The sequence below is a fragment of the Psychrobacter sp. JCM 18901 genome (assembly GCF_000586435.1).
GTDB lineage: Bacteria > Pseudomonadota > Gammaproteobacteria > Pseudomonadales > Moraxellaceae > Psychrobacter.
The window spans coordinates 62,802-83,238 of sequence record NZ_BAWH01000010.1 but is presented as its reverse complement, the minus strand read 5'-3'; the positions used below and the strand labels follow the sequence as shown (position 1 = coordinate 83,238).

At 43.3% G+C, this 20,437-nt stretch carries 16 protein-coding genes and 7 pseudogenes; 12 read left to right on the top strand and 11 right to left on the bottom strand.

Annotation, left to right across the window (positions count from 1 at the left end):
- Window positions 1–173: 173 nt before the first annotated feature.
- From TT11_RS09020 to TT11_RS08995, 6 genes and pseudogenes are all read right to left on the bottom strand, one after another.
- A pseudogene (locus tag TT11_RS09020) lies at window positions 174–934 on the bottom strand (SDR family oxidoreductase).
- A 174-nt stretch (window positions 935–1,108) separates the two neighbouring features.
- The gene (locus TT11_RS09015; protein WP_261870160.1) at window positions 1,109–1,714 is read right to left on the bottom strand and encodes an SDR family NAD(P)-dependent oxidoreductase; all 606 of its coding nucleotides are present in this window, start codon (window positions 1,712–1,714) and stop codon (window positions 1,109–1,111) included.
- Window positions 1,665–1,892, bottom strand: a complete 228-nt coding sequence (locus TT11_RS09010; RefSeq protein ID WP_261870114.1) for an SDR family NAD(P)-dependent oxidoreductase — start codon at window positions 1,890–1,892, stop codon at window positions 1,665–1,667. The genes TT11_RS09015 and TT11_RS09010 overlap by 50 nt, the downstream gene beginning before the upstream one ends.
- A 3-nt stretch (window positions 1,893–1,895) precedes the next feature.
- Complete coding sequence (locus TT11_RS09005) at window positions 1,896–2,174, bottom strand: hypothetical protein (protein WP_261870113.1); 279 nt, start codon at window positions 2,172–2,174, stop codon at window positions 1,896–1,898.
- A complete protein-coding gene (locus tag TT11_RS09000) occupies window positions 2,135–2,902 on the bottom strand; it encodes an NADP-dependent oxidoreductase (protein ID WP_261870112.1) in 768 nt (255 codons plus the stop codon). Before TT11_RS09000 ends, TT11_RS09005 begins: the two co-directional genes overlap by 40 nt.
- A 22-nt stretch (window positions 2,903–2,924) precedes the next feature.
- Window positions 2,925–4,731, bottom strand: a pseudogene (locus TT11_RS08995) (acyl-CoA dehydrogenase).
- 181 nt (window positions 4,732–4,912) lie between these two features.
- On the opposite strand from TT11_RS08995, the gene TT11_RS08990 reads away from it, so the two are divergent.
- Window positions 4,913–5,935: a GlxA family transcriptional regulator gene (locus TT11_RS08990; RefSeq protein WP_101205632.1), complete on the top strand. Its 1,023-nt coding sequence runs from the start codon at window positions 4,913–4,915 to the stop codon at window positions 5,933–5,935.
- A gap of 110 nt (window positions 5,936–6,045) precedes the next feature.
- On the opposite strand, the gene TT11_RS17260 is transcribed toward TT11_RS08990, so the two are convergent.
- Window positions 6,046–6,585, bottom strand: a complete 540-nt coding sequence (locus tag TT11_RS17260; RefSeq protein WP_370587831.1) for a hypothetical protein — start codon at window positions 6,583–6,585, stop codon at window positions 6,046–6,048.
- Window positions 6,582–7,229, bottom strand: a complete 648-nt coding sequence (locus TT11_RS17255; protein ID WP_370587830.1) for an LD-carboxypeptidase — start codon at window positions 7,227–7,229, stop codon at window positions 6,582–6,584. Before TT11_RS17255 ends, TT11_RS17260 begins: the two co-directional genes overlap by 4 nt.
- Window positions 7,230–7,432: 203 nt before the next feature.
- On the opposite strand from TT11_RS17255, the gene TT11_RS08980 reads away from it, so the two are divergent.
- Window positions 7,433–7,912, top strand: a complete 480-nt coding sequence (locus tag TT11_RS08980) for a YkvA family protein (RefSeq protein ID WP_261870110.1) — start codon at window positions 7,433–7,435, stop codon at window positions 7,910–7,912.
- A 121-nt stretch (window positions 7,913–8,033) separates the two neighbouring features.
- Here the strand turns inward: TT11_RS08980 and TT11_RS08975 are convergent, their stop codons facing one another.
- Both TT11_RS08975 and TT11_RS08970 read right to left on the bottom strand, forming a co-directional pair.
- The gene (locus tag TT11_RS08975; RefSeq protein WP_261870108.1) at window positions 8,034–8,201 is read right to left on the bottom strand and encodes a hypothetical protein; all 168 of its coding nucleotides are present in this window, start codon (window positions 8,199–8,201) and stop codon (window positions 8,034–8,036) included.
- A gap of 243 nt (window positions 8,202–8,444) precedes the next feature.
- Window positions 8,445–8,990 (bottom strand): hypothetical protein, encoded by a 546-nt coding sequence (locus tag TT11_RS08970; protein WP_261870107.1) that lies wholly within the window; start codon window positions 8,988–8,990, stop codon window positions 8,445–8,447.
- Between the two features lie 350 nt (window positions 8,991–9,340).
- Between TT11_RS08970 and TT11_RS17250 the strand changes: the two genes are divergently transcribed.
- The 10 genes and pseudogenes from TT11_RS17250 (at window position 9,341) to TT11_RS08920 (ending at window position 18,618) form a co-directional block, all read left to right on the top strand.
- The gene (locus TT11_RS17250; RefSeq protein WP_370587829.1) at window positions 9,341–9,829 is read left to right on the top strand and encodes an RNase H family protein; all 489 of its coding nucleotides are present in this window, start codon (window positions 9,341–9,343) and stop codon (window positions 9,827–9,829) included.
- Window positions 9,727–10,983, top strand: a pseudogene (gene dnaQ / locus TT11_RS08960) (DNA polymerase III subunit epsilon); the annotation flags it as partial. The gene TT11_RS17250 and the pseudogene dnaQ, both read left to right, overlap by 103 nt.
- A 147-nt stretch (window positions 10,984–11,130) precedes the next feature.
- A complete protein-coding gene (locus TT11_RS08955) occupies window positions 11,131–12,537 on the top strand; it encodes a hypothetical protein (protein ID WP_261870106.1) in 1,407 nt (468 codons plus the stop codon).
- Window positions 12,531–12,812 carry a hypothetical protein gene (locus tag TT11_RS08950; protein ID WP_261870104.1) on the top strand — a complete coding sequence of 94 codons (282 nt, stop codon included), beginning with the start codon at window positions 12,531–12,533 and terminating at the stop codon, window positions 12,810–12,812. The genes TT11_RS08955 and TT11_RS08950 overlap by 7 nt, the downstream gene beginning before the upstream one ends.
- Window positions 12,813–13,079: 267 nt before the next feature.
- Entirely contained in the window at window positions 13,080–14,018 is a 939-nt protein-coding gene (gene nudC / locus TT11_RS08945; protein ID WP_261870102.1) for an NAD(+) diphosphatase, read from the top strand.
- A 257-nt stretch (window positions 14,019–14,275) separates the two neighbouring features.
- Window positions 14,276–15,122: pseudogene (locus TT11_RS08940) on the top strand (RnfABCDGE type electron transport complex subunit B).
- A 120-nt stretch (window positions 15,123–15,242) separates the two neighbouring features.
- Window positions 15,243–15,939: pseudogene (gene nth, locus TT11_RS08935) on the top strand (endonuclease III).
- Between the two features lie 488 nt (window positions 15,940–16,427).
- Window positions 16,428–17,595 (top strand): annotated as a pseudogene (gene metK / locus TT11_RS08930) (methionine adenosyltransferase).
- 76 nt (window positions 17,596–17,671) lie between these two features.
- A complete protein-coding gene (locus tag TT11_RS08925; RefSeq protein WP_261870101.1) occupies window positions 17,672–18,028 on the top strand; it encodes a DUF3144 domain-containing protein in 357 nt (118 codons plus the stop codon).
- A 341-nt stretch (window positions 18,029–18,369) separates the two neighbouring features.
- The gene (locus TT11_RS08920; RefSeq protein WP_261870100.1) at window positions 18,370–18,618 is read left to right on the top strand and encodes a hypothetical protein; all 249 of its coding nucleotides are present in this window, start codon (window positions 18,370–18,372) and stop codon (window positions 18,616–18,618) included.
- A gap of 143 nt (window positions 18,619–18,761) precedes the next feature.
- Here TT11_RS08920 and TT11_RS08915 read toward each other — a convergent pair.
- Window positions 18,762–20,412: pseudogene (locus TT11_RS08915) on the bottom strand (BCCT family transporter).
- Window positions 20,413–20,437 lie beyond the last annotated feature (25 nt).

Sequence of the window (20,437 nt, the reverse complement as noted above, 5' to 3'; positions counted from 1 at the left end):
CTCATTTAAAATTAGCAATTTATTCGATAGTGAAAAACCAAGATTACTTAGACATTCTATTAAAAAACCAAGTCAAAAAAACCGCATGAAAATTAATCTCATGCGGTTCTTGAGTCTCATGCAGTTTTAAACAATTACTTTCTTATCTAACCTATGTCTTATAGATTGTCTAATTAAGCTAGCATGCCACCATCGACAACGATAGTCGCGCCTGTGGTATAGCTTGAGGCGTCCGACACTAGATACAATACGGTACCAGCCATTTCATCAGGCTCAGCCACACGTCCTAGCGGAATCGAATGTAGCGCCATTTTTAAGACTTTATCATTGGTCGTCAATGCAGAGGCAAACTTAGTATCCGTTAAGCCTGGCAATAGCGCATTAACACGGATGTTAAGTGGGCCACATTCTTTAGCAAAGGCTTTGGTCATGCTAATGACTGCCGCTTTGGTAATTGAGTAGATGCCTTGCTTATCGCCTGCTACTAAACCATTGACCGATGCGGTATTCAATATGACACCGCCGCCCTGCTCTTTCATCATTTTGCCAGCGGCCGTCGACATAAAGAAGTAACCACGGATATTAACTTCAACCGTTTTATCAAAAGCTGCTAAATCTGTATCTAAGATATGGCCATAGTAAGGGTTGGCTGCAGCGTTATTAACTAAGATATCGATTTGACCAAATTCACTTTTGATATGCTCAAAAATTGCGTCAATTTGCTCCATGTCTCCTACGTGACAAGCAAAAGCACTGGCCTTATGACCGTCAGCTTTGATGCTATCAGCGACTGCTTGGCAAGCATCAATCTTACGACTAGAGACAATCACATGTGCGCCTCTTGATGCCAATAAACGAGCAATAGACTCACCAATACCACGCTAGCACCAGTTACTAGAGCCACCTTACCGGTTAAATCAAATAAATCTTTCATCGTTGTTCCTTATATTTTTATAAACTTTATATTTTCGATAATTTTTGAGCGCTAAATTCATGTATCTAAAACGTGTATCTAAAATCAGATAACTAAACGCAGATAATCGCTGTCAAAACTAACAGCGATTATCGAGCACTAATAAACTGAACAAAGAGCGCTCAACGATCACGGTTACGCTAGCATACCACCATCTAAGGTGAAGGCATGACCATTCATAAAGCTGCTTTCATCGCTGGCAAGCCATGCAATTGCACTAGAGATTTCACTGACGTTTCCTAGGCGGCGCAGTGGACTGGCCTTAATTGTTGCTTGCTGCGTACGCTCATCCATCGTTGCCATGGTATTGCGTACCATTGGCGTATCAATGAAGCTTGGGCATACCGCGTTAAAACGGATATTGGCACGGGCATACTCATGGGCAGCAGATTTAGTCAGACCCATAACCCCATGTTTAGCTGCACTGTAGGCTGAAATCATAGGCGCTGAACGAAGACCAGCAATAGAGGCGACGTTGATCACATGACCACCGCCATTAGGCAGCATACAATTGACCGCAGCACGCATACAGTGCCACACACCTTTTAAATTCACGGCGATATTACGATCAAAATCATCATCGCTTAGCTCATGCATTGGTGAAGGCTTGTGGTCGATACCAGCGTTATTCACCACAACATCTAGGCCACCAAGCGTTTCTACTGCAAAATCAAACAACGCACGTACTTCATCACCACTGGTCACGTCTACTTTTTTTAAAGACGATACTGTTGCCAGCATCTTGGCCTTGTTTAGCAACTGCTTCGCCCATTTCTTCTGCCATATCACCAATGACGACTTTTGCGCCGCGACTGGCTAGCAATAATGCGCTTGCTGCACCGATACCTGACGCACCGCCCGTGATCAAAATTCGTTTGCCAGCTACATCTGATGCAATTCCATTTGTATTCAGTGTCATGATCTATCCCTCTACCTTAAGTACTAGTTTGCCGAAATTTTCACCGTTAAAGAGCATCATTAGAGTATCAGGGAATGTCTCGATACCCTCAACGATATGGTCTTTCACTTTCATATCACCTGACTGAATCCAGCCAGCGATATCTTTCATTGCGATTGGATATTCTTTGATATTATCGAACACCACGATGCCTTCCATGCGAGCACGATTGACCAATAATGATAGATAGTTCGATGGGCCTTTTACTGCTGTGGTGTTGTTATATTGCTGATAGCCCCGCAAATAACGATACGCGCATGCAGATTAATCTGAGTAAGCACGTCATTTAAGATATCACCGCCTACGTTGTCAAAGTACACATCGACGCCGTCTGGACAGGTTTTCTTTAGTGCTTTTTTCACATCTTCGTTTTTGTAATCAATCGTCGCATCGAACCCAAGCTCATCGACTAAGAACTTACATTTCTCAGCGCCGCCCGCGATACCAACGACTCGGCAGCCTTTAATTTTGGCAATCTGACCGACCAAGCTACCAACCGCACCAGCAGCTCCTGATACCACTACCGTCTCACCAGCTTTTGGCTGACCCGTTTTTAGAAGACCGAAATACCCTGTCATCCCCGGCATACCGAGTACGCCCAAGTAGTAAGACAGCGGCGCTAGGCTTGGATCAACTTTATGCAGGCCTGTACCATCGCTGACCGCATATGACTGTACGCCGTCGTGACCTGCGACATAATCACCTACTGCAAATTTCTCATGCTTACTTTCAATCACTTCACCCACAGTACCGGCGCGCATCACTTCACCAATTTGTACTGGCGCGATATAAGATTTGGCATCGTTCAGCCAACCACGCATCGCGGGATCGATAGAGATGTATTCAACCTTAATCAGTAGCTGACCATCGATAATCGTCGGTATTTCTGTCTCGGTATAGTCCCAAGTTTCAGCACTTGGCTCGCCTACTGGTCTTGCTTTTAGACGCCATTGTTTATTTATCGTTGTCATGTCTCTTTCCTTAGAGTTGTCTTTAGAACCAGTCCGCTTGCATATCAGTGCAAACTGAGTTGGTGTTGGTTAATAATTCGATGTCGCGTTTAACTAATGGTAGTTCCCAATCGATGAAGTATTTGGCCGCTTGTATCTTGCCTTTGTAGAAGTTTTGCTGCTCGACATCTTGCGTCGTACTTAGTAGCTGCTCGGCTTTACTGGCTTGGCGAATCCAAATCCAGCTCAGTACAATTGAGGCAAAAATATTCATCAGTGCTTGAGCATTACCAGTCAATGTCAGTGCTTCTTCTGTCTGCAACACTTTGCCCAAATGCACGAGCACTTCATGCAACTGACCCATATAAGGCATCAGCTTGCCTGCAAGTTGCGCGCTTTCAGGCGTAGTGATGCTTTCTAAATCTTTTGTGATTTCACGTTTTAGGATTTGGATGCCTAACCCACCTTTTTGCCATAACTTGCGGAATGACAAATCTAGCGCCTGCACACCGTTTGTGCCTTCATGAATAGGATTTAGACGATTGTCACGCCAAAATTGCTCAGCTTGATATTCACGCGTATAGCCTGCGCCGCCCAATACTTGAATACCCAAATCATTGGCTTTTGGCCCATATTCAGATGGCCATGCTTTTAGCACTGGCGTTAGCAAATCCAACAACTCTGTTAGCTCATTTTTTAGCGTTTCGTCTTCACAGGTATTGATACGGTCAATTAGGTTTGAGCCATATAAGCACAATGAGATGCCACCTTCAGAATAGGCTTTTTGTGCCAATAGCATGCGCTTTACGTCACCATGCTGAATAATAGCCGTTGCATCATCTTCAGGCTTATTGTTTGGTGCAATGCGACCTTGTGTACGATCTTTGGCATAATCTAGCGAATACTGATAGCCGCGATAACCAATCATAGAAGCGCCAAAACCGACAGCGATACGTGCTTCATTCATCATCTTGAACATATAGCGCAAGCCAAAATGCTCTTCGCCGATCAAATAACCATGACAATCGCCCTCATCGCCGAAGCTCAATGCTGTAGAAGTCGCACCTCTATAACCAAGTTTATGAATCAGTCCAGTCAGATGTACATCGTTACGCTCGCCAACAGACAAGTCATCGTTCAAGCGATACTTAGGCACGGCAAATAAAGAGATGCCTTTTACGCCACCTGGGCCACCTGGCACTTTGGCCAATACCAAATGCACGATATTATCAGACAACTCATGATCACCTGCTGAGATATAAATCTTGCTGCCTTTGACGCGGTACGAGCCATCATCCTGTTTTACAGCGATGGTTTTGATATCGGCAAGCGACGAACCTGCATGCGGCTCAGTCAATGCCATGGTGCCGGTGAATTCACCTGTCAGCATACGCGGCATAAAGGCTGCTTTGATATCATCACTAGCAAAATGCGAGATGACGTTGATTGCCGCAGTGGTCAGAAATGGATAGGCAGTCGTTGATGGATTGGCTGCCATAAAGTAGCCTGCCACAGCTGTCATCACTGTCTCAGGTAACTGCATGCCGCCGTCTTCGAAGCTATAACGACCTGCGATAAAGCCAGAATCACGGAACGCATCAAAAGCGACTTTTACATCGTTTATCATGCTGACTTTTTTTACCATCGAACTGCGGCTCGTTCTTATCTGCGATATGGTTGTGCGGTAAAAATAAATCTGTCGCAATCTTGTTTGCCGTCTCTAGCACAGCATCAAATGTCTCACGGCTATGTTCTGAGAACTTTGCGTGCTCGGTGAGTGATTCTGTGCCTAGTACATCATACAACTGGAAAGGTAATTCGAAATCGTTTAGGAGGGTATCTGCGGCCATAGTATTCTCGTTAACTGATTAAATGTGGTTATCAATTGATATTAGTCTAATTTGATACATCTCCGTATTGTCATTTATGACATAATTATGGTCAAATAAGACATAAACAAAGTATCTAACCGGCTAAAATCAACCAAATAATGACTATTTTGGTCAGTACAGCAAAGGAAACGAATGACTTATGCCCTATTTCAAACCTTTTAAAATGATTATTCTTGGCTTCGATGGTGTGCTCGGCAGTGTACTCTCTGGCGCATTGGACTTGTTTTCATTCACCGGGGTCAGTTGGCAGCGCTTTTCAAATGAGTCTGTAGAGCCACGATTTAATGTGCAGATCGCAAGCTTAGGTGGCGGCGATATCAGGTGCAGTAACCGCTTAATCATGCAGGCTCACTGTGATATTCGAGACGTGACAGAATGCGATTTATTGCTCGTACCCACTATTGGCGATTCTATTGATAAGGTGTTAAAGCAAAACAGTGAGCTGCTGCCACATTTAGTACGGCTTGCGAATACTAAGGCTGATATAGCAAGTAACTGTAGCGGTGCATTTTTTTTGGCAAAGGCAGGATTATTAGATCATAAGATAGCCACTACGCACTGGGGCTATGCCAATAAGTTTAAGGCAGATTTTCCACTCGTAGATTTACAAGAGAATCAGTTTGTGACCCATTCAAGAAGCGAGTCCACAAATCAGTCGGGCAATATATTTTGTGCAGCTGGCGGCAGCGCCTTTTATGATTTGGGGCTATTATTGATTGAGCGGTACTGCGGACGTGAGATTTCTACGCAGGTAGCAAAAACCCAAATCATCGATAGTAAAAGAGGCAGTCAAAATAGCTATACCAATGTGACCCTGCACAAGCCGCATTCCGACCATTTGATTAAACAAGTCCAAGAATATATCGAAGAGAACTTTCAACATTCTTTGCAGGTCAGTAGTTTAGCCGCTATGGTAAATATTACCCCGCGCACTTTAAATAGACGTTTCCAGTCCTGCGTAGCAATGCGACCGATTGAGTATATTCAGGCCGTTAGAATTGAACAAGCCAAACGCTTACTTGAATTAGGCGATGTATCAATAAAGTCGCTTGCCGATCAAGTAGGTTATGATGATATCTCTTCATTCACGCGTCTATTTAAACGTGCGACAGAGCTGACGCCTAAAGAGTATCAAGATAAGTTTTCGCGGTTAGCTATTTAAAAAGGACAGTGATTAGCGTTTAAGCAGTCTGCCACAAGCCTTCTACTTGGATGGCATCAGCCTTGATGGTTGGATAATCGGTAAATGCCAACTGATAGCCGCCATTTGCATTAGGACTCAGCTGGCAAGTCGCTCCCAGCGGAAAGCTGTATTTTTTTGCCGATATGACCAAAAGGCATACCACTATATATCGGCAATCCTGTTAGTTCATGCAGCTGACGAATGACTGTGGCGACATCATAACGTTTGTCATAGCTGTCCTCGCCCGTACCAGACAATGCCCCAAATATAATCGCTTGCTGCCCTTTGAACACACCTGCGAGATATAAGTCATATAACATGCGCTCAATACGATACGCCTGCTCGCCGACATCTTCTAAAAACACAATGCCGCCATCGATACGCGGTAAATACTCACTACCTGCCAGCGCCGATACGACACTTAAGTTACCACCAATCGTGCCAGTGATGGTTTTTGGCTCACCTTTTGTCAGTATGGCAGGTAGCTGCTGACTGGTTAATGAAGCATCTTGTATGCTGATAGTTAGATTGGGATTGGTTAACACTTCAACAAACTGCTGACAGCTGACCTTATCAGGCGTAGTTTTGCCAAACTCGCTATAGAGCATCGGTGCGGCAAGCGAGCTCATTGACCCTTTTGCAATAGCGCACATTGGATAGCCGTCACATCGCTAAAGCCTGCGAGTATCGTGCCACGCTCCTTCATAATCCGTCCTAGCGTCACCCAATCCACCATAGGCAATATACGCATGGCACCGTAACCACCGCGCACACCTAGCAGCAGCTTTGGCGCGGCTATTGCCCCAGTGGCAAGGTTTTGAAAATCGCTAGCACGCTGTGAGTCCGTTCCCGCAAAGCGTAAATACTGACGATTGGTAATAGCAGGATTTTCTACTTTAAACCCAGCACAAGCCACTCGATCTAATGCCAACTGATTACGCTCATCATTACCACCAACGTTAGAGCTAGCAAAAAGTCGCGTCTCAATCGTAGCCGTGATACAACCTGCCTGCGTCAGTGATTCCTGTGACGTTTGTAAGGACGACTTACCCTCTAACAACGAAGTTGGCAGATCATCCTTGGTCAGTTGCGAGTTATTACCAGACACGATAGGACTGGCTGCAAACGCTTGAGAAATACCTTGGCTCGCTAGTACTGCTGTGCCTGCACTCACACCGATTCGACGTAAAAACTGCCGACGGTTTAGCTTAGATGTTGTTTCAGTTGCATGACTATTTTTATTATCTATCCATGCCTGACGCTTAATCCCCATATTTTACTACTACCTTATCACTTTTATTTTTATGACTTGTGTTTTTAGACCTTGTAGCAGCATATTGTAGACGCTTTTCTGACACTGATGGTTGCCTAATCTTTACCGATATTTACTTTTTCGCTACTGAGACACACAATATAGGTCGACTAGATTTGTTACTGTAAATACAAATTCATTGCAAAAAATAAAAGGTAATAATTATGTTTAATAAAAAAACCGATAAAAACAAGTCACTTGACTCTAATTTAGAATACTTGCTGGGCAAAGAAGATAAGCTGAAAGAAAAGTTAGAAGATAGCGGCTACCTTGAACCGTTTAGTGATGATCTAATGCTATTTATGAGTCTTGTCAAAGACTATTATAAAGGTGACTACCGTAAGATTCCTTTCAAAACAATCTCAGCTGGCGTTATTGGTGCGCTCTATGTGCTAAATCCAATTGACCTCATTCCTGATTCTATTCCGTTTATCGGCCATATCGATGATGCGCTAGTACTTAAGTTCTGTCTAAAGCAAGCTAGAAAAGATCTGCAAAAATACAAAGAGTGGAAGCAGGAACAATCAGCTACTAAGGATAAATTAGAAGATAAGAACGACACGGATAAGACTGATAACGATAAAACTAGTACTGATGAGAAAGACAGCGACGAGACTGGTACTAATCTTAAGAAAGCCTCATAAATATTAATACTTTCAGCGATTAAAAAAAGTGGTTCATAATCACAGTATTAAAAAAGCCACGACCGCGAATTAATATTTCGGTCGTGGCTTTTGTTATTTACAATTCATTCAATACTGTATTTTAATCAGGTACTTCATAATTAGCTTTTTCTGGATTAAGACCAAACGAGTAGACGAATGTCGCAACGAGACTATTGATAATAATGAAAGGTAAATCAATCGCAGCATGACCAAGTGCATAGCGACCAAGCAGCCACGAGACGATCAACATGATAATAAAAAAATGCACCCAAATATGCCAAAATCGCAGGGTGTTTTAAATTATAAGGCTGCTCAGGCGTCGGTTGTTTGTCTAGTACATACGTCCTTACCGCCCAACCAGCTGCATAAGAGAACCCACCTAACACTACGTAACTGAAAAAAATTCATATCGCTTAACTCTAATGGTATGGCTGTTTATAACAAAATACTGTCTATGCAAATATCATCGACCAACAATGATATTTATCTAAAGACTATTATCAATGCTTATTTAAATACTGTCGTCGACATTATCGATAACAAGATTGGCATGTGGATTGGCTAAAATATCAGTATTCACCTCATCACATTCCACGCGGTAGATCGTATTCGCACCTCGGTAGATATACGACAAGTATTCACTGTCTAAGAGCGGATCAATATTTGCGTAGGCTGGTTTAACATGAGCCAGTACAAGCACTCGATCAGGACGACCAATAACCGCATCGACATTGTCTGGATCGATAGAGAAAAACTGCGGTATATCGCTATTTTCAATCACTTCTAACGGCTCTGGAGTATCCCAGACACGCTTAGCAGTGACGGGTTCTTTCATCTGCATCACCCAAGTGTCATTTTGCTGGCTGACCTTTATCTGTGCAGGCTCATCTTGACTCACCGTATAACAACCCTCAAAGACAGACAGATCTGCCGCAACTTTAGCATCTGCTTGAGGGCTAGTATCATTACAAGCACTTAGAAAAATCGCGCTGCTGGCAGTCACACTGAGCATCAGATACGTCAGTCTCTTATTAAATAAATTCGAGCGTAAGGACATAATGGGGTTATCCTGCAATCATGCATTAAAAACTTTTATTAAGTGTACTTTTATCAAAAAACCATCAAATAGCAGATACGAAAAATGCGCTTGGGCATCTTTGTATCAAAGGCAGCTCTGTCATTAAAAAACCAGAGACTTTCAGCGAGTTTCGCTATTTTAACAGAAAACCAAGACGTTACTATTATGTTATAAGTTACCGTAACGGTTTTCTGACTTTGTGCGTCACGACTGCCCATATTTATGATAGATTTGCTATACTCACAACGTCATCATCGTCGTTCGAATAACGTAAACGAGATGCTCTAGTACTACCCTATGCTTACCAATTATCAGGTCCATACTCTTTTATGTCAGACAACCGTAATTCAATGCCAAACACTCATAAAGACAACGCGATTGATCCATTGGCTGCTAAAACAAATACCACTGTGGCCTATACCGATGGTGCTTGCAAAGGCAATCCTGGCGCTGGCGGCTGGGGCGCACATCTTATATTTAGTGATGGCAGCACGCAAGATTTATACGGCGGCGACAAAGAAACCACCAACAACCGTATGGAGCTAATGGGTGCGATACAAGCCCTGACCCATAGCCCGCATGAACATACTCTTGAGATTTGGACTGACTCCAGTTATGTCAAAAAAAAGGCATCACTGAATGGATTGAGGGTTGGAAAAAAAAGGGCTGGAAAACTGCCAGTAAAAAGCCAGTCGCTAATCAAGACCTATGGCAACAATTGGATAAGCTCTGCCAACAGCGTGATATTAGCTGGCATTGGGTCAAGGGTCACGCTGGACATGCTGGTAATGAAAAAGCAGACGAGCTGGCAAACTTAGGTGTCACCTCAAAAAGCGGGCATTCAGCTATAGTCAGTGAAGCAGATACGACTAAAAAAAAAGACCACATAGCGACTGATATTGATACTAATCTTGACACTGATACCTTGCAAAAATCGTCTAGCGCTGACTGGCTGAGTTTCGATCCATTGGGTCTAGATATGATGGACGATGAGTTTGATGAAGAGCTCTTAGAAAATAAGCCGCTAAGAGAAGATAGTCAGAGTACAGCTAACACCCTTAAGATAGATGAAGACATTGCTGTAGAATCTAACAGCCATCAAGACAATACATACAACCCGACGAGTACCAAAGCTATGCCAGATATTCAAACGCACCTAGATGACACCGTCGACAATGATATGTTGCCAAGTGTAGAATCTGATGCCCCTAAGTTCGATGGGGATACTAGCCGTGCCAACCCATATTTCAAGCCACTACTACCAAAGCCGATACACCGCCATGAAGCAGATCGCCAGCTTATCATGGATACAGAAACCACAGGGCTTGATGCTCTAAAAGGCGATCGTATTATCGAGGTCGGTATTGTGGAGCTGGTCGGACGTAAGTTTACTGGTGAAAAGCTGCACGTTTATATCAATCCGCAGCGCGGTATGGATGATGAAGTCATTCGTATTCATGGTATCTCTGAAGCATTTTTGACTGACAAGCCGACCTTTGATCAAGTGGCTCAGTCTTTGTACGACTTTATGGATGGCGCTGAGATTATCGCTCATAACGCTACTTTTGATATGAACTTCTTAAATATGGAGTTTGCAAAAGTTGGTCTGAATGACTTTGCCAATCGAGTGCAAGTAACCGATTCACTGGCGATGGCCAAGCAGCAATACCCTGGGCAAAAAAACACGCTAGATGCCCTCGTGCGTCGCCTAGATGTTGGTAAGCAAGACCGTACTTTTCACGGAGCATTACTTGACTCAGAGATTCTAGCCGAAGTTTATTTGGCGATGACTGGCGGACAGGTCACGCTTGCCATCGAAGAGGACACAGATACCGATGGCGGACAAACCGCTCATGCAAGTTTCGCCAATTTAGCAAATTTATTACTGGCTTCAACATCGGATGAAACTGCTGACCAAAGCTGGTATACCGCTTTGGCAGAAGATTATCCTGCCCTAAAAGCTAGCATGTAATTGTCATTTGAATTTTTATTGAACCGACATTTGTATAATTTAGTCTTGATTATTATGATAGAAAGCGTTAAAACATCACTAGCTAATACTTTCTGAATCAAATTTATAATATTGCTATTCTCATCAGTACATTATGGAAAAATACTTATGGACCAGTCTGCGCAAATGAAGCTAACCGCCCCAACGCTTAGTGTTACTGATTTTAACCTACCATCACTCCATTTACTGCATGATGAGGTTATAGCAACGCTTAAGGATACCGAGATTCATCTGGGTGAGTTCAATGATGATAGTAGCCAAGCTCCTTTGTTGTCAGATTCTATCGAAGTATTAAAGCAGCTTTCTTGTATTTTTAAACTGATTTCTTTGGTCGGTGCAGAAGCATTGAATGATGCCATTGTTGGTGGTCTACAGAGACTTTATGACAATGGTGATAACAACGATACCGACTTGATCATGGATCTATCAGAAGCCATCATGACCTTAGATCGTTATGTCGAGTTTGTCCTCTTGACTGAATCGGTAGAGCCTACTCTACTCATACCTGTCATTAACAAGCTTAATGCACATAGTCAAAAACTTCCTATTACAGCAGACTATTTTTCTGCATTTGGCAGCAGTAGTGTCATCATCGCCAATCCTGAACAAAACTTTGAATCTCTAAGCACGCTTAATCTAGACACAGAGCTGCTGACCAACGCGTATCGTAGTGGCCTTAGCATTGCACTACTCAATCAAGATGGCAAAATTGACTCAGCAGATCAGCAAAAGCTGGATGCTATGAGTGCAGCTTGTGCATTAATTGCCTCAAATACTGATAGCTTATTTTGGCAAGCGGCGACTGCTGCTGTGACTGATATCGCAGCAGTATTACCATTAAACTTGAGTCAAAAACACACACTTATCTATTTAGAGCAGCAATTTCAAAGCTATTTACCAGTCATGGATACCCGCTTTGCAGATTTAGTGAGCTTTGCCTGTCAACGTGATAACGAGCAAGCGCAGCAATTACGTGAACAGTATGCCAGTAACCATTTAGAAGGTGCTCAGCTAGAACAAATGAAACGCTTTTTATTCGGTCCTAACCGCGAACTTACCGATACGTTAAACACAATTATTCAAAATCAGATCAATAATATTAAAGAACACGTCGATAGTTATGCACGTGGCGATTCAATCAACCCTATTGATATGCAGACCGCGCAAATTATCGAAGAGCTGACTGAGCTTAGTTCAGCATTACGTTTATTAGGTCTGTCCAACGCAGCCAATAGTCTTAGCGAAGCAGCAGAAGCTGTGAGCCATTGGCAAGCACCTTCCCCTGACGATTTTGATCATTTGCTACTAGCGTTAATGCATGCAGAGAACGCCGCCATTGCCATGGCAGAGATGCATACACCAGGGGCAATCTATCTGCCACTGAATAACCCGCATATCTCATTGCATCAGCTTAATACGGCTAATGATACCTTGATACAAGAAAGCCGAACTGCTATTGCTAGTGCCGAGCAAGCCATCAATGATTATTTGGCGGAGCTGAGCGCGATATGCTAAATATCCAAAATATTCCTGGGATGATGCGTCAAGTAGCAGGCGCAGTACGCTTCTTACAACTGCCCACACCTGCCAGCATGCTGAGTCAGCTAGCCAACTACATTGAAAAGCGTATCGAAGGCGGACGACGTATCGAAGACAGTACGTTAGCCTGCATCGCTGATGTTATCATGGCGGTCGATCATCACTTAGATGGTTTTGAGAATAATCGCCCTGTCAGCAAACAAGCGCTTGATGTGGGGCAGCAAAGCTTAAGCCACCTACTTGCTGCTTAACTTTTCTTATTGTCATGGCATGGTTATTATCTCTTAGCCATGACATCTCATTTACGTATAGATAATTCAAGATAATGTAGGTACGAGTCAGGCACGTGAAAGCGCTACAGTCATTAGGTTGAACTAGCCTGGTCATGAGGCTGAACCAGCCTGACAACATGTATAGATATCTGGGTATCTGGTTTACATAGAATTGATGATATTTTACTCTAAAACAGTCTGTGTCTACGTCGATGCGGACTTACTTTATAATGTTTGGAATTTTATATGGCCCATGCTTTTGTATTAAGTGATGACAGTATCTTATGCCGTCAAATGCCAGATGGTTGGTGGCCTTTGCAAGTTCAGCTATCGCCCGATAGTAATGACTTAAGCGAGCAAGCTTATCAGGTTGGTCACGTAACGCTGCACGAGAGCCTAGCACCAAATCATTGGTTATCAGACGACAGCACTGGTAACGATGCAGATGATACGGTTGATGCCAATATGGCTCATAGCTTTACCGCTCATGCCACGAGCGCCATGACTTATGACTATGCAGTTGCTCATAACATGACGCTACCAATTATTGCTGAAAGCAGTGGTAACACTTTTGTTCCTTATCGAAAACTAATGACTCATTTGCCAGTCGCTTTGTCAGATCAGATTAGCCAAGCAATACAACTATTAAGCTGGCAAGCAGATACGCAGTTTTGTAGTCGCTGTGCTAGTCCTACTGTACATGCTGACCAAGGCGAACGTGCCATGGTTTGTCCAATATGTCGATTGCGCCAATACCCTCGCGTACAACCTTGCGTCATCACTGCTATTACTCGGTCAAATCCAGTGACGGGTGAGATGCAAATCTTACTGGCTCACCATCACCGTCATGGACAGCAAAACCTGCCGCCAATGTATGGTTTGATCGCAGGGTTCGTAGAAGTTGGAGAGAGTCTGGAGCATGCCGTAGTACGTGAAGTCGCAGAAGAGGTCAATATCAGAGTATCAGATATCCGCTATGTGAGCAGTCAGCCATGGCCATTCCCCTCTAATTTAATGCTTGGTTTTCGTGCATCGTATGCCAATGGCGATATTATCTTGCAAGAAGATGAGCTAGCACATGCTGATTTCTTTGATCTCTCAAACCTACCCAGAATTCCACCAAAGGGTAGTATCGCTCGCGATTTGATTGACCAAGTGGCTAAAGAACAAAATATAGATTTATAATCAGTCCTTATCTACAAATACCACATTACGCTATAGTATTGTATTTTCAATCTCATCTCTTTAAAATCGCTGCTTCTATGATAAACATTTTACTTTAAACTTTATTTTTTAATAAGTAACACGCTAACCTGAGCAGTAAAACGCTGACAGAGCAGATGCTCTTATAGATACTGTTTTACAAAGACCGCTTTCTCAACCTTTTATCTCTATTTATACTAATACCAATTCTTACGACTGGTATTAAGGTCCTTAATTAAATGCAAAGTAGCACCAATATACGCTTAGTCAATCTACCTATCTTATTCGATGCATTACACATTGATACCTTGCCCGCTGACATACAGGCAAGAATTGCACGTGTGGATGCTTGTTTGCCACAGACGCAATGCGGACTATGTGAGCATCCAGATGGTTGCCTGCCATATGCCGCTGCGATTGTATTAGATGGCGAGCAGTACAATAAATGTGTGCCCGGTGGTCAGCCAGTCACCAATGCGATTGCTCAGACTCTCGATATAGATACTCCTAATACTACGCTGACGGCGGTGCCTTCACAATGGCCAATAGATGCCACCTCTGAACGCCCGACCGAGGTTCGTGCGGTTATCCGTGAAGATGACTGTATCGGCTGCACCAAATGCATTCCTGCTTGCCCAGTCGATGCTATCGTTGGTACTGGTAAGCATATGCATACGATTTTTACAGATTTGTGCACGGGCTGTGAGCTATGTATTGCGCCCTGCCCTGTTGATTGCATTGACTTAGTTACGATTGAGCGGGAAATATCTGAGCCTGAGCGAATAGCAGAGCAAGAGGATTTGAGACAACGCTACCACACCCATTTGAAACGCGTCACAGAACAGCTTGCCGATACGAGCAATAGTAGACCTGTCGTTAGTATGGTAGAAGCTAAGCTCAATAATGCAGCAAGCCAGTCTCTAAACATCAGTGAGTCGCAAGCGAAAAACACCATTGCAGCTGCCAAGCTCCGTACCAAAATCAAAAAAACTGGAAAAGCAGCTAAGTGTGCGTGCAAACGATAAGAAACAAGCCGAGCTCGAATCCTTACAAGCCGAGCTTGAGTCATTGCAAGTAGCGCTATAACGGTAATAGCTGATTACGCAGTTAGTTCGTTAATAAATTGATACTTTAATCATCAACATGAATGCTAGCGCTAGCATATAATTTGGCACCATCATTCATCAAAATAATAGTCAAAATGCCATGAGTAAAACGGTCAAACATAAAACAGCTGACACGCCGCCCTCTAGACGAATGCCCAATCGTGACGTGCGTCCATTCTTTGAAAAGCTAGCAGCGACTATTGATGAACCTGTCACCGAACTCAATTATGACAATAATTTTGAGTTACTTATCGCAGTAATTTTGTCCGCACAAGCGACTGATATCAGTGTCAATATTGCCACCAAGCAATTGTACCCTGTGGCCAATACGCCTGAGGCAATACTGGCACTAGGCGAAGACGGTCTCAAATCTTATATCAAAAACATTGGTCTATATAATGCCAAAGCAAAAAAACGTCATCAAAACCTGCCGTGATTTGATTGAGAAATTTGATAGCACTGTTCCTAATAACCGCAAAGACTTAGAATCACTGGCAGGTGTCGGTCGTAAAACTGCCAACGTTGTATTAAATACTGCTTTTGGCCAGCCGACCATGGCCGTTGACACGCATATCTTTCGGGTGGGCAATCGTACTGGGCTTGCCACTGGTAAAACCGTACTTATCGTCGAAAAAAAGCTGGTCGAGCGCATCCCAGAAGACTTCATCGTAGACGCCCATCATTATCTTATCTTACACGGCCGCTATACCTGTCAGGCTCGTACACCCAAATGCGGCGCTTGTCCTGTGTATGAAGAATGTATGTTCAAAGATAAAGCTGCATTTTTAGAGTTGTAACGTATTGTTCATTTCAAGCAAACGCTACTGCTAGCTAATCACTCAGCTAGATAAACCGCTATCTAGTAACCACCTTTGATTGCAGTGAACTGCTTGTTGAGCGTTTCTTATAGTAGAGCAAGTGTTGCTCACTAGAGTTTTATAACGTTTCAAGGTAGAATAACCCTATTTTGCGTTAAGAGATTTTGGCCATTACCCTGCTTCTGATAAGGCAATCTGCACATTAGCGTTGTCTATTAGGCAAGTACTGACCCAACTCGTTACCGCCAAGACCATATTAGAGCGAGGCAGTATCATTTTATATATTGATTGAATGATAGTCCGCTCACCCTTTGGTCATATTTATTAGCAAAGATTTTAGTCAAAACCGATTTTAAATTAAGAAATACCAATTATCTGCCGCGTGAATGCGTGGTCAAAATTAATTAGAGCAGCACCCAGATGTGCTGCTTTTCCTACCCTTATTGATTCAATTAAGCGATCCCATTATGCGTGAATACAACTTATTTACCTCAGAATCTGTGAGCGAAGGCCATCCTGACAAAATGGCTGACCAAATATCAGACGCTATCCTTGACGCTATCTTACGTGAAGATCTGCACGCACGTGTGGCATGCGAAACCTTAGTAAAAACAGGCGCAGTCATACTTGCAGGTGAAATCACTACAACGGCAAATATTGATTTAGAGCGTCTGGTTCGTGACACCGTAAATGGCATTGGCTATCACCATTCAGACCTAGGCTTTGATGGCGAAACTTGTGCAGTCATCAACATGCTAGGCAAGCAATCTCCTGAAATCGCGCAAGGCGTCGATCGTAGCGACCCTGAAGAGCAAGGTGCAGGCGACCAAGGTTTAATGTTTGGTTATGCAAGTAATGAAACCGAAGTATTGATGCCAGCGCCTATCGAATATGCCCATCGTTTGATGGAGCGTCAGTCGGAGCTGCGCCGCGCTGGCGAGTTGCCTTGGTTACGTCCAGATGCCAAAGCGCAGGTGACCTTGAAGTATGACGGCAATCGTCCTGTTGCCATCGATGCTGTTGTATTATCAACACAGCATGATCCAAGCATCTCGCAGTCAGATCTACAAGAAGCCGTGATGGAATCTATCATCAAGCAAGTGCTACCAGCTGACCTATTGCACGCTGGCACACGCTATCATATCAACCCAACTGGTAAGTTTGTGATTGGTGGTCCTGTTGGTGATGCTGGTTTGACTGGTCGTAAAATTATTGTTGATACTTACGGCGGTATGGCACGTCATGGTGGCGGTGCGTTCAGTGGTAAAGATCCTTCAAAAGTCGATCGCAGTGCTGCTTATGCGGTACGTTATGTGGCCAAAAACATCGTCGCAGCAGGTCTTGCTGAGCGCTGTGAAGTACAGGTCAGCTACGCAATTGGTGTCGCTGAGCCGACCTCTATCTCTGTCAATACCTTTGGTACTAGCAAAATCAGTAACGATGAGATCATTCGCTTGATTCGCACTCACTTTGATCTACGTCCTTACGGCATTACCCGTATGTTGAACTTACTACAGCCAATGTATCAGCAGACTGCTACCTTTGGACACTTTGGTCGTCCAGGCTCAGAGACTGCCTTTACGTGGGAAAAAAACAGACAAAGCTGATATCTTAAAAGCAGACGCTGGTTTATAAGAGTCACTACTTTAAAACGTTTACCAACCATTTTTATATACTAAAAACTACTGACACTTATTATTAGGAGTTGCTTATGTCTCAAGACAATATTCAAGACCAAAACGCTGATGCTAACATCGAAATCACCCCTGAAATGCAGGCGTTCTATCAACGTGCTGACGCTATCATCGGTATCGCAAACAGCCAGTTAGGCCCTGATGCCCATTCAGGACAGGTAGGTGCTTCTTTATTGTATGCTGCAGCACGCTATAGCGCGTCAGTTGCCTCTATCGGCTTCGTAAAAGGCGATGATTTCGCCAAAGAAAAAGACGATATCGTCGAGTTTTATGTCAAACAGTATCGCCAAATGCTGAGCGATAATTTAACTGATTATGCTCAAAACTTTGACAAATACGTGCAGCTAAATCAAGACGACAAACCAGCTGAATAAGCGAATCTCGTCAGTCTAGATGTCTTTCATTTAGACATACTGTCGTAAAATCAGTATTTGATGGCAGAAAATAAACCCCCAAGCTTAACTAAGCTTGGGGGTTTTTGTATGATGCTTAGGTGGATAGCTACTGACAAATGAGCTACCATAAATGCTTAAGCATTTAGCCTCAGTAGGCAAATACATCAACGATAACAGGACATTATCGAATATTATTAATAAGGACATTTCTTATGAAACAAACTATATCTACTCGTCGATTTTCCACAATTAATCAATCTTCGTTCAAACCATCATTACTGATACTGACTTTAGCCTTAGTTTTAAATGGCTGTAGCTCTATGTCTGATGTAGGCACGTCTGGCCAAACACCTACCCCATCCAGTCCTGATCTCAGTCAGCAATTTGAAGGTGCTCTTACTCAATGTCCACCCACTAACCCTGCCAATAATATCTGTACGGCACAATATGAACCTGTCTGTGTAAAAACGAAAGTTGGATCAGTTGTCAGCTACCGAACGGCTAGCAATGCTTGCTCAGCCTGTAATATTCCTGAAGCCGTTGGTTATACAAAAGGCGAATGTAGCTGATCTATAAAGTGGTTGTATCGAGATCTGCTGTACTGAAAGCTGCCGTGTTGGAAGCTTTTTTATTAAAAATATTGAACATCCATAAAAATACCCAGCTTATGACAAGCTGGGTATTTTTGTAGCTAGAAAATAAAATCTAAAGCTTAAGCATCTTTCTCAAGTGCTGGTGGACCTTTTAGTAACTCTTCATCACGGAATTCATTGGCTGAGTTATGCTCTGCTGACTCTTCTGTGGTGAACCATTGCTGATTACGATACAGTATCAAACGATCTCGACTGAGACCGCGCAATAGAGAATACATCATCACGACGATCACAATAGCAAAAGGAAAGCCTGAGACAATCGATGCCGCTTGTAATGCACTTAAGCCGCCTGCTGCTAGCAATACAGCGGCGATAACACCTTCAGAACCTGCCCAAAATAAGCGCTGAATCTTTGGTGGATTGGTATCACCACCTGATGTCAGCATATCGATGACAAAACTGGCTGAATCTGACGAGGTAACAAACCATAATACAATCATCACCACGATGAGCAAGTTGACCGCACCCGTTAATGGGTAAGACTCCATCAATTTAAAGATAGCGCTACCTGTATCGGCTTTGACCGCCTCGATCAGACCTGGGCTAACTATGTTAGGGTCTGCTGCTGCCACCAGCTCCATATTTACTGCAGAACCACCAAAAGCAGTAAACCATAAGAACAATATCGTAATAGGAATTAATAACACCCCTAATATAAACTCACGGATGGTACGGCCACGAGAGATACGTGCAACGAATACCCCAACGAATGGTGACCAACTAATCCACCATGCCCAATAGAAAATCGTCCAAGAAGCTTGCCAATTTTCTTCGCCTCTATAAGACTCTGTCCATAGACCTAATGGCACGATTTGATGCAAATAGTTGCCGATGTTTTCTACGAAGCTGTTAAAGATAAACTGCGTAGGCCCAAAGATAATCACAAAACTTAGCAATATCACAGTGAACAATATATTGGTATCACTTAGACGCTTGATGCCTTTATCCAACCCCATAAACAGAGATAACCCTGCAAGCATGGTGATAAGGCCAATCAAAATAATCTGCACCGTAATATTATTGGGTATACCAAATAACGTCTCAAGGCCTGAGTTAATCTGTAAGACGCCAAGACCTAACGTGTCACTACCCCAAACATCGTACCAAATACGGCAAGCGTATCTACCGTATGTCCCCAACCGCCGTAGATCTTTTTACCCAATATTGGTAAAGTGTCGAACGGATAGCCAGTGGCAAACCTACTCGATAATGAAAATATGCGAGCGATAGCGCAACCATGCCATATAGCGCCCATACATGTAGACCATAATGTAGGAACGAGATATTCATCGCTTGTTTGGCAGCGGCAACTGTCTCCGCCTCGCCTAATGGTGGTGCCATGAAATGATACAGCGGCTCAGCGGTGCCCCAATAAAGCAGCCCGATACCGATACCTGCTGAAAACAGCATACCAATCCAAGAAACCATATTGTACTCTGGCCTCTCATTCTGATGACCGAGTCTGATATCGCCGTAGCGGCTAAATATCATATAAATACTCATGACCAATGTTAAATTGACCACGACAATAAAGAACCAGCCAAAGCGTAAAGAGACAAATGCTTTTGCTTGGTTAAATACTACTTCTGCTTGTTCGTTGAATAAAGCGCCAAAAATAATGAACGCCAGTATCAAGATTGCTGAAGTCAAAAATACAGGTTTACTTACCCGCGGAAAAGGGCCTAATCGGCCAACTTTTACATGATCCATAGGTATATCCCCAAAAAAAGTGCGT

Excerpts from the sequence above, each read along its gene's own strand:
- TT11_RS09015 (WP_261870160.1), bottom strand. The coding sequence starts at position 1,714 with ATGCTGGCAACAGTATCGTCTTTAAAAAAAGTAGACGTGACCAGTGGT.
- TT11_RS09010 (WP_261870114.1), bottom strand. The coding sequence starts at position 1,892 with ATGACACTGAATACAAATGGAATTGCATCAGATGTAGCTGGCAAACGA.
- TT11_RS09000 (WP_261870112.1), bottom strand. The coding sequence starts at position 2,902 with ATGACAACGATAAATAAACAATGGCGTCTAAAAGCAAGACCAGTAGGC.
- TT11_RS08990 (WP_101205632.1), top strand. The coding sequence starts at position 4,913 with ATGCCCTATTTCAAACCTTTTAAAATGATTATTCTTGGCTTCGATGGT.
- TT11_RS17260 (WP_370587831.1), bottom strand. The coding sequence starts at position 6,585 with ATGAGCTCGCTTGCCGCACCGATGCTCTATAGCGAGTTTGGCAAAACT.
- TT11_RS17255 (WP_370587830.1), bottom strand. The coding sequence starts at position 7,229 with ATGGGGATTAAGCGTCAGGCATGGATAGATAATAAAAATAGTCATGCA.
- TT11_RS08980 (WP_261870110.1), top strand. The coding sequence starts at position 7,433 with ATGTTTAATAAAAAAACCGATAAAAACAAGTCACTTGACTCTAATTTA.
- TT11_RS08970 (WP_261870107.1), bottom strand. The coding sequence starts at position 8,990 with ATGTCCTTACGCTCGAATTTATTTAATAAGAGACTGACGTATCTGATG.
- TT11_RS17250 (WP_370587829.1), top strand. The coding sequence starts at position 9,341 with ATGTCAGACAACCGTAATTCAATGCCAAACACTCATAAAGACAACGCG.
- TT11_RS08955 (WP_261870106.1), top strand. The coding sequence starts at position 11,131 with ATGGACCAGTCTGCGCAAATGAAGCTAACCGCCCCAACGCTTAGTGTT.
- TT11_RS08950 (WP_261870104.1), top strand. The coding sequence starts at position 12,531 with ATGCTAAATATCCAAAATATTCCTGGGATGATGCGTCAAGTAGCAGGC.
- nudC (WP_261870102.1), top strand. The coding sequence starts at position 13,080 with ATGGCCCATGCTTTTGTATTAAGTGATGACAGTATCTTATGCCGTCAA.
- TT11_RS08925 (WP_261870101.1), top strand. The coding sequence starts at position 17,672 with ATGTCTCAAGACAATATTCAAGACCAAAACGCTGATGCTAACATCGAA.
- TT11_RS08920 (WP_261870100.1), top strand. The coding sequence starts at position 18,370 with ATGTCTGATGTAGGCACGTCTGGCCAAACACCTACCCCATCCAGTCCT.